Raw genomic sequence first — 16021 nt, forward strand, 5'->3', positions numbered from 1 at the left:
GCTTGATGTCGAAAGCCGCGGCCCCGGTGACGGAGGCGCCGGACCGGTCCGACGCACCGGCCCATGTTGCCATCATCATGGATGGCAATGGCCGCTGGGCTGCGGCCCGCGGGCTGCCGCGCGCGGAAGGGCATCGCCGCGGCGTCGAGGCGTTGCGCCGCGTGGTGCGTGCCTCGCATGAGCTCGGCATCCGCTATCTCACCATCTTCTCGTTCTCGTCCGAGAACTGGTCGCGTCCGGCCAGCGAGATCGGCGACCTGTTCGGCCTGTTGCGCCGCTTCATCCGCAACGATCTCGCGACCCTGCATCGCGACGGCGTGCGTGTCAGGGTGATCGGCGAGCGCGACGGGCTCGAGCCCGACATCTGCGCGCTTCTCAGCGAAGCCGAGGATCTCACCCGGGGCAACACCAAGCTGACGCTGGTGGTTGCCTTCAACTACGGCTCGCGCCAGGAGATCGCGCGCGCGGCGCAGCGGCTGGCGCGCGAGGTCGCCGAGGGTCGGCGCGATCCGGCGTCGATCGATGCCGATGCCATCGGCGCCCATCTCGATGCGCCCGACATTCCCGATCCCGACCTCATCATCCGCACCAGCGGCGAGCAGCGGCTGTCCAACTTCCTGATGTGGCAGGCCGCCTATAGCGAGCTGGTGTTCGTGCCGATCCATTGGCCCGACTTCGATAAGGCGGCGCTTGAGGGTGCGATCGCCGAGTTCGGCCGGCGTGAACGCCGCTTCGGCGGCCTCGCGGCGAAAACCGCCTCGTGACCAAACCGGATACCGCAGCCGTGGGAGACGCCGCCAACGCCGCGCAGCGCAACGAGGGTGCGCAACCCACAAAGGCTGCGGCCAGCAATCTAGTGATGCGGGTGGCGGCAGCGCTGGTGCTGGTGCCGCTGGCGCTCGGCGCCGCCTATGCCGGCGGCATGTTCTGGACCGCACTGGTCACGGTGGTCGCGGTCGGCCTGTATCTCGAATGGTTGATGGTGGTAGGCGAGATCCGCACCGCCAGCGTCGGCACGGCCGGAGCCCTGGCCATCGGCATTGCCGGCGTCTGCTGCGCCTATGGCTTGATCGACTTCGCCGTCGTCGTGCTCGGGCTCGGTCTGGTCGCCGCTACGGCGCTTGCTGCGGGGCGTCGCACCTGGGTGGCCGCCGGCTTCGCCTATGCGTCGGCGGCCGAGCTCGGCTCGGTGCTGGTGCGCTTCGATGCCGCCGAGGGATGGCACGCGCTGGTGCTGGTGTTTCTCGTCGTCTGGGCCAGCGATATCGGCGGCTATGTTGCCGGCCGCAGCATCGGCGGGCCGAAGCTCGCGCCGCGGATCAGCCCGAACAAGACCTGGGCCGGCGCAGTCGGCGGCTTCGTCGCCAGCCTCGTCGCCGCGGCCGCCTGGTCGATGGCCGGCGCCGGCGGACTGGTGACGACGCTCGTGCTGGCCGCGACGCTGTCGGTGGTCTCGCAGCTCGGCGACCTCGCCGAATCTGCGGTGAAGCGGCACTTCGGGGTCAAGGACTCCAGTCACATCATTCCCGGCCATGGCGGCCTGTTGGATCGCCTGGACGGCTATGTCGCGGCCATCGTCGTCGCCGCATTGCTCGGTTTGCTGCGCGGCGGCCTCGATGGGGTCGGCCGCGGTCTTCTGGTTTGGTGACCGTCGGCGCAGCCGACCGGTCGATAATGTTTGGTGAGAACATGAGCGCAGTGCCATTGCGGAACAACAAGGCCGGTGTCGCGGAGATGCGCAGCGTCACCGTGCTCGGCGCCACCGGCTCGATCGGCGATTCGACCATGGACCTCGTGCGCGGCGCGCCGGAGCGCTACCGCGTCGAGGCGCTGACCGGCAACAGCAACGTCCAGGGCCTGGTGAAGCTGGCCCGAGAGTTCAACCCGCGCTTCGTGGCGGTGGCCGATCCGGCCGGCCTCGACGAGCTGCGCGATGCGCTGGCCGGCACCGGGATCGAATGCGGGGCAGGGGAGAGCGCCATCATCGAGGCGGCAGCCCGTCCCGCCGACTGGGTCATGGCCGCCGTCTCCGGCGCCGCTGGCCTCAAGCCGGCGCTCGCCGCAGTGGACCGCGGCGCGACGGTGGCGCTCGCCAACAAGGAATGCCTGGTCTGTGCCGGCGATTTCTTCATGGAGCGGGCCGCCCGGGCCGGCGCTTGCATCCTGCCGGCCGATTCGGAGCACAACGCGCTGTTCCAGGCGCTGTCCTCGGGCAATCGCGAGGAGCTGGTGCGGGTGATCATCACCGCCTCCGGCGGCCCGTTCCGCACCTGGGCGCCGGCCGATATCGAGCAGGCGACGTTGGCCCAGGCGCTGAAGCATCCGAACTGGAGCATGGGCCAGAAGATCACGATCGATTCGGCCTCGATGATGAACAAGGGCCTCGAGGTGATCGAGGCGTCCTACCTGTTCGCGTTGTCGCCCGACGAGATCGATGTCCTGGTGCACCCGCAGTCCATCGTCCACGGCATGGTCGAGTTCTCGGACCGTTCGGTGGTGGCGCAGCTCGGCGCGCCGGACATGCGGATTCCGATCGCCCATTGCCTCGGTTGGCCGGAGCGCATCAAGGGTCCGTCGGCCCGACTCGATCTCGCCAAGATCGGCACGCTGACCTTCGAGGCCCCGGACTTCGAGCGGTTCCCCGGTCTGCGGCTGGCCTACGATTCGCTGCGCACCGGGCGCGGTGCGACGACGGTGTTCAATGCCGCCAACGAGGTCGCCGTCGCGGCCTTCGTCGGCGGCCACATCCGCTTTGGTGCGATCGCCCGCCTGGTCGAGGCGACCCTCGAGAGCTGGACGCGCTCAGGTAATTTGGCACCTCTGACGTCCGCGGACGACGCCATCGCCATTGACCATGATGCGCGAAAAAGGGCCGCGGGCCTCTTGCCTCAAATCGCCGCAAAAGCATCTTAACGGGTTGGATGGGCCGCTGGCCCGTCGGGAAGGTCATCGATGTCCGAATTTTTCCACCATATCTTCAATACCTTGAGCCACGGCCTTCTCGGCTACATCGTCCCGTTCCTGTTCGTGCTGACGATCGTGGTGTTTTTCCACGAGCTCGGCCATTTCCTGATCGCGCGCTGGGCCGGCGTGAAGGTGTTGACGTTTTCGCTCGGATTTGGCCCAGAACTGATCGGTTTCAACGATCGCCACAACACCCGCTGGAAGATCTCGGCGATCCCGCTCGGCGGTTACGTGAAGTTCTTCGGCGACGAATCCGAGGCCTCGACGCCATCGGCCGAGGCGCTCGCCAAGATGACGGCCGAGGAGCGCGCCGACAGCTTCCACCACAAGACCGTCGGCCAGCGCGCCGCCATCGTCGCGGCCGGCCCGATCGCCAACTTCATCCTGGCGGTCATCATCTTCGCCGGCATGGCGCTGTATTTCGGCAAGCCGAACACGACCCCCCGGGTCGATGCGGTGCAGCCGGACAGCGTCGCGGCCGCCGCCGGCTTCAAGGACGGTGACGTCATTGCCGCCATCGACGGCCGGGCGATCGAGACCTTCGCGGACATGCAGCGCGTCGTCTCGGTCAGCGCCGGCACGGAATTGTCCTTCCTGGTCAAGCGGAACGGCTCGGAACTCACCCTGAAGGCGACGCCGGCGCTCAAGGAGGTCAAGGACCTGTTCGGCAACAGCCACCGGATCGGCGTGCTCGGCATCCAGTACAACGCCAAGCCGGACGAATCGCGCTCGATCCCGGTCGGGTTCCTCGAATCGATCAAGATCGGCTTCGAGCAGGTCTGGTTCATCATCTCCACGACCTTCAAGTTCATCGCCTCGCTGTTCGCGGGCGCCGGGAGTGCCGGCGACGTCGGCGGTCCGATCCGAATCGCTCAACTCTCGGGACAGGCGGCCAGCCTCGGCTTCCAGTTCGTTGTGCAACTGTGCGCGACGCTGTCGGTCTCGATCGGCCTGCTGAACCTGTTCCCGGTTCCGCTGCTCGATGGCGGACACCTGTTGTTCTACGGGGTCGAGGCCGTCCGCGGCCGGCCGCTGTCGGAGCGGGCGCAGGAGATGGGGTTCCGAATCGGCCTCGGGCTGGTCCTCATGCTCATGGTCTTTGCAACCTATAACGATATCCTTCACCTCGCCGGGTCCTGAGCGCGGCTTTTTTACGACGTGGCCGTTAGGCAACGTTTTGAAACGAATTTGAAAATTCAGAGAGATCCGGCGTTTGCCGTCGGGTCCAAATTGGCTACAAGCGAACGACAAATGGGAATCTGTCGGGTTCGTAGGGGTACGGAACCGGCAACGGAATATAAGGGCGCGTAGCGCATGAAGTTCGGATTGCGGGTGCGGGGGGGCTTGGCGGCCGCCTTTATCATGTTCGCCGGACCGGTGGCTTTGCCGCTGGCGAGCGTGGTTCTTTCGTCGCCAGCTGCGGCGCAGACGGTCAACTCGATCGAAGTGGTCGGCAACCGCCGTGTCGAGCTGGAGACCATCCGCTCGTACTTCAAGCCGGGCCCCGGCGGGACGCTCGACGCCGGCCGGGTCGATGACGGCCTCAAGGCGCTGATCGAGACCGGTCTGTTCTCGGACGTGAAGATCAACCGCCAGGGTGGGCGGCTGATCGTGACCGTCGTCGAGAATCCGGTGATCGGCCGCGTCGCCTTCGAAGGCAACAAGAAGGTCAAGGACGAGCAGCTCCAGGCGGAAGTGCAGTCGAAGCCGCGCGGCACGCTCTCGCGCCCGATGGTGCAGTCCGACGCCCAGCGCATTGCGGAGATCTACCGCCGTTCGGGCCGTTACGACGTGCGCGTCACGCCGGAGATGATCGAGCAGCCGAACAACCGCGTCGACCTGATCTTCACGATCGAGGAAGGCGCCAAGACCGGCGTGAAGTCGATCGAGTTCGTCGGCAACAACGCCTTCTCGTCCTATCGCCTCAAGGACGTCATCAAGACCCGCGAGACCAACCTCCTGAGCTTCCTGGGCTCGGGCGACGTCTACGATCCGGACCGTGTCGAGGCCGATCGCGACCTGATTCGCCGCTTCTACCTGAAGAACGGTTATGCCGACGTGCAGGTCGTGGCCGCGCTCAGCGAGTACGATCCGGAGCGCAAGGGCTTCCTCGTGACCTTCAAGATCGAGGAAGGCCAGCAGTACCGGGTCGGTTCGGTCGACTTCCAGTCGTCGATCGCGACGCTCGACGGCAACACGCTGCGCGGCTATTCGCGCGTCAGCGTCGGCTCGCTCTATAATGTCGAGAACATCGAGAAATCGGTCGAGGAGATGCAGATCGAGGCCTCGCGGCGCGGCTACGCGTTCGCGGTGGTCCGCCCGCGCGGTGATCGCAACTTCGAGGCCCACACCGTGTCGGTCGTGTTCGCCATCGACGAGGGCCCGCGCACCTATATCGAGCGCATCAACATTCGCGGCAACACCCGCACCCGCGACTACGTCATTCGCCGCGAGTTCGACATCTCCGAGGGCGACGCCTACAACCGCGCCCTGGTGGACCGTGCCGAGCGCCGCCTGAAGAACCTCGACTTCTTCAAGGACGTGAAGATCGTCACCGAGCCAGGCTCGTCGAGCGACCGCGTGGTCCTGAACGTCAACCTGGAAGAGAAATCCACGGGTGACTTCTCGATCTCCGGCGGCTACTCGACCACGGACGGCGCGCTGGCCGAGGTCTCGATCTCCGAGCGCAACTTCCTCGGCCGCGGCCTGTTCGCCAAGGCGTCGGTGACCTACGGCCAGTTCGCCCGCGGCTACTCGCTGTCCTTCGTCGAGCCCTATCTGCTCGACTACCGGGTTGCGCTGGGCCTCGACCTGTATCAGCGCCAGCAGCTCGCCAACAACTTCATCTCCTACGGCACCAAGACGCTCGGCTTCAGCCCGCGCCTCGGCTTCCAGCTGCGCGAAGACCTGTCGCTGCAGCTGCGCTACTCGATCTACCGCCAGGAGATCTCGCTGCCGGCGACGCTGTCGGACTGTAACAACGTTGCCGCCGGTTCCATGATCGGCAACCGCTTCGTGCCGTTCAACCCGACCCCGGCCTTCATCAATGCCAATGGTATCGCCGATCCGAACGGCGGCCTCGGCTGCTTCGCCAACGGCGAGGCCTCGCTGCCGGTCCGTCAGGAGCTGGCGAACGGCGCAACCTTGACCTCGGCGCTCGGCTATACGCTGAACTACAACACGCTCGACAACACCAAGAACCCGACCGACGGCCTCTTGGTCGACTTCAAGCAGGACTTTGCGGGTGTTGGCGGCGACGTGTCGTACCTGAAGACCGCCTTCGATGCGAAGTACTTCACCCCGCTGGTGTCGGACATCGTCAGCATCGTCCATCTCCAGGGCGGTATCCTGAACAAGATCGGCAACACGCAGTTGCGCATGCTCGATCACTTCCAGATGGGTCCGAACTTGGTTCGTGGTTTCGCTCCGAACGGCATTGGTCCGCGTGACATCAATCCGTTCGGCACCCAGGATGCGCTGGGCGGCACCAAGTACTGGGGCGCTTCGCTCGAATTGCAGATGCCGTTCTGGTTCCTGCCCAAGGAGACTGGTCTGAAGGGTGCCGTTTACGCCGACGCTGGTGGCCTGTGGGGCTACCAGGGGCCGACGTCGTGGGCCCAGACCGGCGAGGTCAATGTGGCCGGCTGTCAGCCGCCGTCGCGTAATCCGAACAATGCCGGCACCTGCCTTGGCCTGCAGTTCAACGACCAGAATACGGTCCGGACCTCGGTCGGTGTGGGTCTGGTGTGGGCGTCGCCGTTCGGTCCGCTGCGCTTCGACTACGCGATCCCGCTCACCAAGGGCCAGTTCGACCGGACGCAGGAATTCCGGTTCGGCGGCGGTACCTCGTTCTGAGCCTGGGCCGATCGAATCCGGGTTGGCATCGACCAACCCCGCCGGTGTAAGAGATGGGAGCTCGGTTCCGGGACACCGGAGCCGGGCTCTGACTTTTTGTCCTGAGAGTACGACTTGTCTCGAGAGTACGACGGAATGGCCCAGCCGACCTTCTTCCAATCGCCGCCGCCCACGACGCTGGCGGCGATCGCAGCCGCCGCCAAGGCCACCCTGGTCGACCCATCCCGCGGCGAGCAGGTGATCAAGGGACTGGCGTCGCTCGACGGGGCCGGCCCGATGCATCTGGCGTTCTTCGACAACCTCAAATACGCCGACCAGCTCGCCGGGACCAAGGCGGGCGCCTGCCTGGTCAGTCCGCGATTCGAGGCGCGCGTGCCGTCCCATGTCGCGGTGGTCAGGGCCAATCAGCCGTTCCGCGCCTTCGTGCAGCTTGCGCGTGAGTTCCATGCCGACGCACTCCGGCCGCAACCCTGGTTCGGCGACGACGGAATTTCGCCCCAAGCCATCATCGATCCCACCGCGCGGCTGGAGGACGGCGTCGTCGTCGAGCCGCTGGCGGTGATCGGCGCCCATGTCGAGATCGGCTCGGGGACGATCGTTGGTGCGGGTGCGGTGATCGGCCCCCACGTCAAGATCGGTCGCGACTGCAATGTCGGCGCCCGCACCGTCATTCAGTGCGCGCTGATCGGCAATGACGTCCTGATCCATCCCGGCTGCAGCATCGGCCAGGACGGCTACGGCTTCATCTTCTTCGGCGCGGATGGGCACACCAAGGTGCCGCAGACCGGGCGGGTGCTGATCCAGAACCACGTCGAGGTCGGCGCCGGCACGACGATCGATCGTGGCAGCCTGCGCGACACGGTCATCGGCGAGGGCACCAAGATCGACAACCAGGTGCAGATTGGCCACAATGTCACAATCGGGCGGCATTGCCTGCTGGCGGCCCAGATCGGGCTGGCAGGCAGCCTCACGATCGGCGACAACGTCGCGCTTGGAGCGAAAGTCGGTATCAACAATCACCTGACGATCGGCGATGGTGCCCAAGTGACCGCGATGAGCGGCGTCAAGGACGACATTCCGCCGAACGGCCGGTGGGGCGGCTTCTTCGCCAAGCCGACCAAGCAGTGGTTCCGCGAGATCGTCGCCGTGGAACGGCTGGTGCGCGATCAGACGGCGGCGAACAGGGACGAGGGGCGGGAGTGATGGACGAGTCACCCATCAGGTTTGCGGACATCGACATCAACGAGATTCTGAAGACGCTGCCGCACCGTAACCCGTTTCTCCTGATCGACCGCGTGAAGAACATCCGGGCCGACTACAGCGGCATCGGCGTCAAGAACGTCTCGTTCAACGAGCCGTGCTTCCAGGGTCATTTCCCGGAGCGGCCGGTCTATCCGGGCGTGCTGATGATCGAGGGCATGGCGCAGACGGCGGGCGTGATCGGCATCAAGTCGGTCGAGGGCACGGAAAAGCCGCGCGCGGTGTATTTCCTCACCATCGACAAGTGCAAGTTCCGGAAGCCCGTGCTGCCCGGCCAGACCATCGAGTACCACATGCGCTCGATTGGCCGGCGCAAGACGATGTGGTGGTTCCACGGCGATGCCAAGGTCGACGGCGTCGTCGTCGCCGAGGCCGATGTCGGCGCGATGCTGACCGACTGACGGACTGGTAGAAAGTTGATTGCGTCGAAATGAGCAAGATTGATCCCACCGCACGCGTCGAGGATGGCGCCGTCATCGGTGAGGGGACCGTGATCGGTCCTTACTGCATCGTCGGCCCCAACGTCGTGATCGGGGCCAACTGCAAGCTGATCAGCCACGTCCAGATCATGGGCCACACCACGCTCGGCGATGACAACGTGATCTCGCCCTTCGTCGTGCTCGGCGGCGCGCCGCAGGATCTCAGCTATCGCGGCGAGCCGCATCGGCTCGAGATCGGCTCCGGCTGCACCTTCCGCGAAGGCGTGACGATGAACATCGGCACCACCAAGGGCGGCGGTCTCACCAAGGTCGGCAATGCCGGCTTCTTCATGAACAACGCCCATGTCGCCCACGATTGCGTGGTCGGCGACAACGTCATCTTCGCAACCTCGGCCACACTTGGCGGCCATGTCGAGGTCGGTGATGCCGTCTACATCGGCGGCCTGTCCGCGGTGCATCAGTTCACCCGCATCGGCCACGGCGTGATGGTCGGCGGCGTCTGCGGCGTACGCGGCGATATCATTCCGTATGGCCTCGCCAACGGCCAGTATGCCGCGCTCGAAGGTCTCAACGTCATTGGCATGAAGCGCCGCAAGTTCACCCGTGAGCGCCTCGCCACGGTGCGGGCGTTCTATCAGAAACTGTTCCACGGCCCCGGCGTGTTCGCCGAGCGGCTGGCGGCCGTGCGGCCAATGGCCGGCGAGGATCCCGCCATCGCCGAGATCCTCGCCTTCATCGATGGCGGCCGACATCGCGCCTTGTGCCTGCCCGAGATCGGCAGGCCGGCCATCGAGCCGTAGCGCCATGGCGCCCGCCGCCGACACCTCTCCGCCGATCGGCATGATCGCCGCGGGCGGGGTGCTGCCTTTCGCGGTCGCCGACGCCATCGTCGCGCGCGGCCAGACGCCGGTGCTGTTCGCCCTGAAGGGCATCTGCGATCCAAAGCCGCTGGCGCGCTTCCGGCATCACTGGATCGGCCTCGGGCAGCTCGGCAATGCCCTGAAGCTGCTGAAGGCCGAGGGCGTCCGCGATCTCATGTTCATCGGCAATCTCGTTCGTCCGGCCGTGTCGGAGATCCGCTTCGACTGGGGCACGCTGCGCGAGCTGCCCTACATCTGGTCGGCCTTTCGCGGCGGTGACGATCATCTGCTGTCCGGCGTCGGCCGCATCTTCGAGCGCCACGGCTTTCACATGATCGGCGTCAAGGACGTCGCCCCCAATCTGCTCGTGCCCGAAGGGCGGCTGACCCGGAGCGGGCCCACCGATCTGGTGACCGGAGACATCGCTAAAGGAATGTCCGTGCTCCGCGCCATGGCGCCGTTCGATGTCGGGCAGGCGGTGGTCGTGATCGACGGCCACGTCGTTGCGCTCGAGGATATCGAGGGCACCGACGGGCTGCTGGCCCGCGTGGCACGTCTGCGCGCCGATCGCCGCATTCGCGCCGCCGCCGGGCGCGGCGTGCTGGTGAAGGCGCCCAAGGCCGGCCAGGATCTCCGCTACGATCTGCCGACCATCGGGCCGCGCACCGTCGAGGGGCTTTCAGCCGCGGGTCTCGCCGGAGTCGCCGTGGCTGCCGCCTATACCCTGCTCGCCGATCCCCAGGAGACGGTGGCTGCCGCCGACCGGGCAGGCGTGTTCATCACGGGTGTCACGGCGTGACGTTCCGGCCTCCGGCAGGCCCGGCGATGCGTAGGATCTGCCTGGTCGCGACCGAAGAGTCCGGTGATCGCCTCGGCGCCAGCCTGATGAAGGTGCTGCGCCAGCGGCTCGGCGACGGCGTCGAGTTCTCCGGCGTCGGCGGTCGCGGCATGACACGCGAGGGGCTCGCCTCGCTGTTTCCGATCGAGGAGCTCTCGATCGTCGGTTTCGCGGCGGTGCTGAAGCAGCTGCCGAAGATCCTGCGCCTGATCCGCGGCACGGTGGACGCGATCGTTGCAGCTCAGCCCGACGTGCTCGTCATCATCGACAGCCCGGATTTCACCCAGCGGGTGGCGAAGAAGGTTCATGCCCGCGACGCCGCGATTCCGATCGTGAACTACGTGGCGCCGACCGTGTGGGCCTGGCGTCCCGGCCGTGCCAGGGCGATGCGCGGCTATGTCGATCACGTGCTGGGTCTGTTGCCGTTCGAGCCGGAGGCGTTCCGCAGACTCGGCGGCCCTCCCTGCACCTATGTCGGCCATCCCCTGATCGAGCAGCTTGCAACGCTCCGGCCGAATGCGGCCGAGCAGCAGCGCCGTGACGCCAAACCCCCGATTCTTCTCGTGCTGCCGGGAAGCCGGCGCAGCGAGGTCGCGCGTCACATCGCCGTCTTCGGTGAGACGCTGGCGCGGCTGCGGGCGCAGGACGTCGCGTTCGAGGCCGTGGTGCCCACCACGCCGCATCTCGAAGCGGCGGTGAGGGCAGGGGTAGCGAACTGGGAGGTCGCGCCGCAGATCGTCACCGCCGAGGCCGAGAAGCGGGCCGCTTTCAGGAGCGCCCATGCGGCGTTCGCCAAATCCGGCACGGTCACGCTGGAGCTCGCGATCTCCGGAGTGCCGATGGTCACGGCCTATCGCGTCGGCGAGGTCGAAGCCTTCATCTTGCGACGTCTCATCAAGGTCCAATCCGTCATCCTCGCCAATCTCGTGATCGGCGACAACGTCATCCCGGAATTCCTGCAGGAAGCCTGCACCGCCGACAATCTCGCGCCCGTGCTGGCGGATCTGCTGAGCAACGGCCCGATCCGCGCGCGTCAGGTCGAGGCGTTCAATCGCCTCGACGCCATCATGTCGACCGGCGCATCGTCACCGAGCATGCGCGCCGCCGACATCGTGCTGGAGACGATGCGCGGGGGACGGGCAGGGAACTAATCAGGTCGAGTCCGAGCTACAGTCTAAGCGCCGCGAGAGGTGTAAAACGATGGTCGACCAAGACGATCTCCCCTGGGAGGGACAATGCGCCGATGCCGCGTACACGTTCGCATGCGATGCGCGGAATTATCTGCGCGAAACCCTCACAGTTTGCCTGCGCCGCTGAACGAGATCATCGGCACCTTGATGACAGAGCTATGGGACCGGAATTTCAGCCAAACTGACATCCGTGTGGCCTTCGACGCAGCCGTGCGAGGTATGCCGCGTTACGCCGCGGGATCAGAGCGACGCAGCCCGACGTCCATAAGGTTGGCGACCGACGATTGGCGTGCCGCCGACGGATAGGCGATGCGTCCAGCGGACTCCCCGACAGACCGCGCCGCGCGACGGTGGGCCTGCTGCCGCCTTGCGGCGACCGCTTTGCCCACCTATGGCGGCTCGCCGAGCCGCTCACTTCAACTGCTCCACAAGAAAGCTGGTCGCTCGTGTGAGCGCGTCCGTTGCCTTGGACACTTTCAACGGGCTGTCGCAGCTCAATCGGCTGCTGGCATTTGTTCCGCGGCTCGAAGCTCTACGAGTGCACCATTCGCACGAGATCTTTTCCGAGCTGTTCCAAGCTCAGAAACAAATTTGAGGCTTCGGCCAAAAAGACGAAAAGGAATGCATGCACCAGATACATGCGGTTGCCGAGCGTAACGAGCATACGTTCGATGACGACGCGCGGATATGAAGGCCTGGTGAAAAGCACGACGAATGCTACGCCAAGGACCAGCGAGCCGATCACGTCGCTTGGATAGTGAAACGCAAAGGCGACCCTGGATAGCGCAACGACGACGGTCGCCCAAAGAAAGCAAAGCCATCCAGCCCATCTGTTCTCGATGAACACCACCGTCGCGAGGCCGAAGAACAACGTCGCGGTGTCGCTGGGAAACGAACTCTGGCGGTCCCAGCTCCAGGGTACAGCAACGGAGTTCACATGAAGCGCCGGGTCCAGGAGAGGACGCGTGTGGACAAAGACGTGAAACTGGAGCCAGACAGACAGCATCGTCGCCAAGCAGACTCCGAACAGTCCTGCCAGCATACGACTCCGGCGCTTTGCACAATCGTCCACGAACCACAGCGCGACAAGCGAGCCGAATATCGGAATTCCTCTGAACAGGGAATTGGTCGCAAGCTCATAGAGACCGGCATGCGTTCCGGCGAGCGCGTTTATTCCAAGCAACAGGTCCTGATCCAAATTGCCAGTCATCTCCTTAGCCAAGCCTAAATATAACTGCGGGACAGCCATCCCTCGCAGACTGCGTCAATCGGCAGCAAGCAGAACATGCGATTTTGGTTAACCCTGCCGCCCGCGGCGTCGTCGTATGCCCGGTCCCACATGATCATGTCTCCAGCATCAGCCCGAGACGGTCCTCGTCGAGAGGCTACGCCGTGGCGCCGTCCCCCCGTCTTGCTGATCGGTTCGCCGATCGACGGTTGGGACTGCCGCGTTGCCGATCTTTGCAACGCATCCCAAGCTTCGGCGCAAGAGCATCCAGCCGTAACGAAAAAGGCCCATCCAGCGTGCTGGACGGGCCTTTGGTGATTTGATGTCTCGCGGCGGGCGCGATCAGCCGCGCTTGTCCATCTCGACGTAGCTGCGCGTGGTCACGCCGGTGTAGAGCTGGCGCGGACGGCCGATCTTCTGCTGCGGATCCTCGATCATCTCGCTCCACTGGCTGATCCAGCCGACGGTGCGGGCGACCGCGAACAGCACGGTGAACATGGAGACCGGGAAGCCCATCGCCTTCAGCGTGATGCCCGAGTAGAAATCGACGTTCGGGTAGAGCTTGCGGTCGATGAAGTACTGATCGCTGAGCGCGATCTTCTCCAGCTCCAGCGCGACCTTGAGCATCTGATCGTCGGCGTGGCCCGTCTCCTTGAGCACCGCGTGACACATCTTCTGCATGATCTTGGCGCGCGGATCGTAGTTCTTGTAGACGCGATGGCCGAAGCCCATCAGGCGCACGTCGCTGTTCTTGTCCTTCACCTTGGCGATGAATTCCGGAATCTTGTCGACGGTGCCGATCTCGGCCAGCATGTTCAGCGCAGCCTCGTTGGCGCCGCCATGCGCCGGGCCCCACAGGCAGGCGATGCCGGCGGCGATGCAGGCGAACGGGTTGGCGCCCGACGAGCCGGCGATGCGCACCGTGGAGGTCGAGGCGTTCTGCTCGTGATCGGCGTGCAGGATGAAGATCTTGTCGAGCGCGTCGGCGAGCACCGGGTTCGGCTTGTACTCCTCGCACGGCACGGCGAAGCACATGTTCAGGAAGTTCTCGGCGAAGGACAGCGAGTTCTTCGGATAAACGAAGGGCTGGCCGATGGTGTATTTGTAGGCCATCGCCGCCAGCGTCGGGATCTTCGCGATCATCCGCATCGACGCGATCATGCGCTGCTTCGGATCGTTGATGTCGGTGGAGTCGTGGTAGAACGCGGCGAGCGCGCCGACCGAAGCGACCATGACCGCCATCGGATGCGCGTCGCGGCGGAAGCCGTGGAAGAAGCGCGACATCTGCTCGTGCACCATCGTGTGGTGGGTCACGCGATAGTCGAAATCCTGCTTCTGGGCCTTGGTGGGGAGCTCCCCGTACAGCAGCAGATAGCAGGTCTCCAGGAAGTCGCCCTTCTCGGCGAGCTGCTCGATCGGATATCCGCGGTATTCGAGGACGCCGGCGTCGCCGTCGATATAGGTGATCTTGGACTGGCAGCTGCCGGTCGAGGTGAAGCCGGGATCATAGGTGAACATCCCGGTCTGGGCGTAGAGCTTGCCGATGTCGATGACGTCGGGACCCACGGTGCCGCTCAGGATCGGAAGATCGAAATTCTTGTTGCCGACGGTGAGCGTCGCGGTCTTGCTTGCGGATTTTGCGTCCATCGTTTGTCCCCGATGAGATCGTTAGGCTTGGCCCTTGTTCTTTGTGAGAGATGGCAGGGCGGGTGGACTTTATCTAGTGCGGTGGCTTTGACATTCGCGTCACTGTCGCTGCCAACAGCTTAAGAAGGTCAAATCCGAAACCGTACTGGAATCTTATGCTTACTAGTGTCCTTCGGCCCAAACATCGCTCAACGAGCCCGCCGCAACGTGTGAAGAATGTCCGAGCCGGGAAAACCAGCGGGTGCCGCGCAAATGCGTATCGTATTGCCCTGTGCGCTGCAAGATGGGGGTCCATGAGACCTTATGAGGTGGTCTGGTCCTCCAGGCGGCCCAAGGATTCATCACGCCCCAGGATCGCCAGAACGTCGAAAATGCCGGGTGAGGTGGTTCGGCCGGTCAGCGCCGCGCGCAGCGGCTGCGCCACCGCGCCCAGCTTGAGATTGTTGGCCTCGGCAAACGCACGCAGCGCGGCTTCCGTGGCCGGTCCGCTCCAGGACTCGACAGCGGCCAGCGCCTCATGCAGCCGGCCGATCAAGGCGCGGCTGTCCGGCGTCAGCAGGGCGGCGGCCTTGGCGTCGATCGGAAGCGGCCGGTCGGCAAAGATGAAGGCGGCGCCGTCGATCAGCTCCAGCAAGGTCTTGGCGCGCTCCTTGAGGCTCGGCATCGCCAAAGTGAGCTGCGCCCGCGTGGCGTCGTTGAGCTTCGTCTTCAGCGCCGCGCCGTTCGGCACATAGTTCAGTACGTCCTCGAATTGCCGCACCAGCGCCGCATCGTCGCTGTGACGGATGTAGTGGCCGTTGAGGTTCTCGAGCTTGGCGAAATCGAAGCGCGCTGCCGAGCGGCCGATCGCCGGCAGGTCGAAAGCTTCGATCATCTCCTCGGTGGAGAAGATCTCCTGGTCGCCATGGCTCCAGCCGAGCCGTACCAGGTAATTGCGCAGCGCCGACGGCAGATATCCCATCGCACGGTAGGCGTCGACGCCGAGCGCACCATGGCGCTTCGACAGCTTCGAGCCGTCAGGCCCGTGAATCAGCGGGATGTGCGACATCGACGGCACCGTCCAGCCGAGCGCGTCGTAGATCTGCTTCTGGCGCGCGGCGTTGATCAGATGGTCGTCGCCGCGGATGACGTGGGTGACGCCCATGTCGTGGTCGTCGACGACGACCGCCAGCATGTAGGTCGGATTGCCATCGCCTCGCAGCAGCACGAGGTCGTCGAGGTTCTCGTTCTGCCAGACCACGCGGCCCTGGACCTGGTCCTCGATCACGGTCTCGCCGGTCAGCGGCGCGCGCAGCCGGATGGTCGGCTTGACGCCCTCGGGCGCCTCCTTCGGATCGCGGTCGCGCCACATCCCGTCGTAGAGCCGGGTGCGCCCTTCCGCGCGCGCCTTCTCGCGCATCGCCGTCAGCTCCTCGGCGGTGGCATAGCAGCGATACGCCATGCCGCTGGCGAGCAGCTGCTCGGCCACCTCGCGATGGCGCGCGGCGCGGCTATATTGGTAGATGACCTCGCCGTCCCAATCGAGCTCGAGCCATTTCAGGCCATCCAGGATGGCAGCGATGGCCGCATCGGTCGAGCGCTCGCGGTCGGTGTCCTCGATCCTGAGCAGCATCTTGCCGCCGCGGCCCCGCGCATACAGCCAGTTGAACAGGGCCGTCCGGGCACCTCCGATGTGGAGAAAGCCGGTCGGGGAGGGGGCAAAGCGCGTGACGATCGGGGAGGTCATGGGCGGCAGCACG

Annotated in this window: 13 protein-coding genes; 10 read left to right on the forward strand and 3 right to left on the reverse strand. The window is 65.3% G+C overall.

Annotated features, from left to right (window positions below):
* Positions 1 to 5 precede the first annotated feature (5 nt).
* The 10 genes from ACQR10_RS17735 to lpxB all read left to right on the forward strand — a co-directional run bounded on the left by ACQR10_RS17735 (position 6) and on the right by lpxB (position 11368).
* Positions 6 to 764 carry an isoprenyl transferase gene (locus ACQR10_RS17735; protein ID WP_315799732.1) on the forward strand — a complete coding sequence of 253 codons (759 nt, stop codon included), beginning with the start codon at positions 6 to 8 and terminating at the stop codon, positions 762 to 764.
* The gene (locus ACQR10_RS17740) at positions 761 to 1648 is read left to right on the forward strand and encodes a phosphatidate cytidylyltransferase (protein ID WP_316217874.1); all 888 of its coding nucleotides are present in this window, start codon (positions 761 to 763) and stop codon (positions 1646 to 1648) included. The genes ACQR10_RS17735 and ACQR10_RS17740 overlap by 4 nt, the downstream gene beginning before the upstream one ends.
* A gap of 41 nt (positions 1649 to 1689) precedes the next feature.
* Entirely contained in the window at positions 1690 to 2913 is a 1224-nt protein-coding gene (dxr, locus tag ACQR10_RS17745; protein WP_316217875.1) for a 1-deoxy-D-xylulose-5-phosphate reductoisomerase, read from the forward strand.
* A gap of 39 nt (positions 2914 to 2952) precedes the next feature.
* On the forward strand, positions 2953 to 4104 hold the full coding sequence (gene rseP / locus ACQR10_RS17750; protein WP_316217876.1) for an RIP metalloprotease RseP: 1152 nt from the start codon (positions 2953 to 2955) through the stop codon (positions 4102 to 4104).
* 174 nt (positions 4105 to 4278) lie between these two features.
* Positions 4279 to 6819: an outer membrane protein assembly factor BamA gene (gene bamA, locus ACQR10_RS17755; RefSeq protein WP_316217877.1), complete on the forward strand. Its 2541-nt coding sequence runs from the start codon at positions 4279 to 4281 to the stop codon at positions 6817 to 6819.
* A gap of 135 nt (positions 6820 to 6954) precedes the next feature.
* Positions 6955 to 8022 carry a UDP-3-O-(3-hydroxymyristoyl)glucosamine N-acyltransferase gene (gene lpxD, locus ACQR10_RS17760; RefSeq protein WP_316217878.1) on the forward strand — a complete coding sequence of 356 codons (1068 nt, stop codon included), beginning with the start codon at positions 6955 to 6957 and terminating at the stop codon, positions 8020 to 8022.
* Positions 8022 to 8480, forward strand: a complete 459-nt coding sequence (fabZ, locus tag ACQR10_RS17765) for a 3-hydroxyacyl-ACP dehydratase FabZ (protein ID WP_315799738.1) — start codon at positions 8022 to 8024, stop codon at positions 8478 to 8480. Before lpxD ends, fabZ begins: the two co-directional genes overlap by 1 nt.
* A gap of 29 nt (positions 8481 to 8509) precedes the next feature.
* Complete coding sequence (gene lpxA / locus ACQR10_RS17770) at positions 8510 to 9319, forward strand: acyl-ACP--UDP-N-acetylglucosamine O-acyltransferase (RefSeq protein WP_316181306.1); 810 nt, start codon at positions 8510 to 8512, stop codon at positions 9317 to 9319.
* Positions 9320 to 9323: 4 nt separating this feature from the next.
* Positions 9324 to 10178, forward strand: coding sequence for an LpxI family protein (locus ACQR10_RS17775; protein WP_316181304.1), 855 nt, complete (start codon positions 9324 to 9326; stop codon positions 10176 to 10178).
* A gap of 26 nt (positions 10179 to 10204) precedes the next feature.
* Positions 10205 to 11368, forward strand: coding sequence for a lipid-A-disaccharide synthase (gene lpxB / locus ACQR10_RS17780; RefSeq protein ID WP_316217879.1), 1164 nt, complete (start codon positions 10205 to 10207; stop codon positions 11366 to 11368).
* Positions 11369 to 11939: 571 nt separating this feature from the next.
* Here lpxB and ACQR10_RS17785 read toward each other — a convergent pair.
* From ACQR10_RS17785 to gltX, 3 genes are all read right to left on the reverse strand, one after another.
* Positions 11940 to 12617: a phosphatase PAP2 family protein gene (locus tag ACQR10_RS17785; protein WP_316181300.1), complete on the reverse strand. Its 678-nt coding sequence runs from the start codon at positions 12615 to 12617 to the stop codon at positions 11940 to 11942.
* A gap of 360 nt (positions 12618 to 12977) precedes the next feature.
* Positions 12978 to 14282 (reverse strand): citrate synthase, encoded by a 1305-nt coding sequence (gene gltA / locus ACQR10_RS17790; RefSeq protein WP_315799743.1) that lies wholly within the window; start codon positions 14280 to 14282, stop codon positions 12978 to 12980.
* Positions 14283 to 14583: 301 nt separating this feature from the next.
* On the reverse strand, positions 14584 to 16008 hold the full coding sequence (gene gltX / locus ACQR10_RS17795; protein ID WP_316181299.1) for a glutamate--tRNA ligase: 1425 nt from the start codon (positions 16006 to 16008) through the stop codon (positions 14584 to 14586).
* Positions 16009 to 16021 lie beyond the last annotated feature (13 nt).

It is taken from the genome of Bradyrhizobium sp. HKCCYLRH2060, assembly GCF_051168135.1.
Lineage (GTDB): Bacteria > Pseudomonadota > Alphaproteobacteria > Rhizobiales > Xanthobacteraceae > Bradyrhizobium.